At 76.1% G+C, this 774-nt stretch carries 1 protein-coding gene and 1 pseudogene; one reads left to right on the plus strand and one right to left on the minus strand.

Features of this window, described 5'->3' with window-relative positions; genetic code table 11:
• Nucleotides 1-492, plus strand: a 492-nt coding sequence (locus tag EAO71_RS35405; protein WP_147981918.1) for a class F sortase, incomplete at its 5' end; no start/stop codon positions are given.
• A gap of 52 nt (nucleotides 493-544) precedes the next feature.
• On the opposite strand, the pseudogene EAO71_RS35410 reads toward EAO71_RS35405, so the two are convergent.
• Nucleotides 545-774 (minus strand): annotated as a pseudogene (locus EAO71_RS35410) (class F sortase); the annotation flags it as partial.

A 774-nucleotide genomic window follows, 5' to 3' on the forward strand; every position in this document is an offset into this window, starting at 1 on the left:
CCCCCGGCCGCCCCGCGGCTCCTCCCGGACCCGCTGCCGCCGTCCGATCCGGTCCGGATCGTGATTCCGGCGGTCGCGATCGACGCCCCCCTGACCGGGCTGGGACTGGACGCCACGGGCACGCTGCTGCCGCCACCCGCGACGAAGCCCGAGCTGGCCGGCTGGTACGCCGACGGGACGTCACCCGGCGCCGCGGGGACGGCCGTCGTGACCGGGCACGTGGACTCCCCGAAGGGCCCGGCCGTCTTCTACCGGCTGGGCGCCCTGACACCCGGCGCCCAGGTCTCCGTCGTACGCAAGGACGGGCGCACGGCCCGCTTCACGGTCGACGCGGTGGAGGTCTACGCGAAGAACCGCTTCCCCGACAAGAAGGTCTACGGCGGGTCCGGCCGCCCGGAGCTGCGCCTGATCACGTGCGGCGGGGCCTGGTCCGAGAAGACCGGCTACCAGGCCAACACCGTCGTCTACGCGAGCCTGAGTTCGGTGACGTAGGACCTGACCGGCCGTCGCSGCGACGGCCGGTCCCGGCCGGGCCCCACCGTCAGTCCACGTGCCCGGTCACGACGGCCGTCCCCGCGGCGCCGGGTGACGTCCCGTCGGCGTACCAGCCGGCCAGCTCGGGCTTCGTCGCGGGTGGCGGCAGCAGCGTGCCCGTGGCGTCCAGTCCCAGCCCGGTCAGGGGGGCGTCGATCGCGACCGCCGGAATCACGATCCGGACCGGATCGGACGGCGGCAGCGGGTCCGGGAGGAGCCGCGGGGCGGCCGGGGGAGCGG

The sequence above is a fragment of the Streptomyces sp. MS191 genome, from assembly GCF_008042125.1.
In the GTDB taxonomy this organism is placed as follows: domain Bacteria; phylum Actinomycetota; class Actinomycetes; order Streptomycetales; family Streptomycetaceae; genus Streptomyces.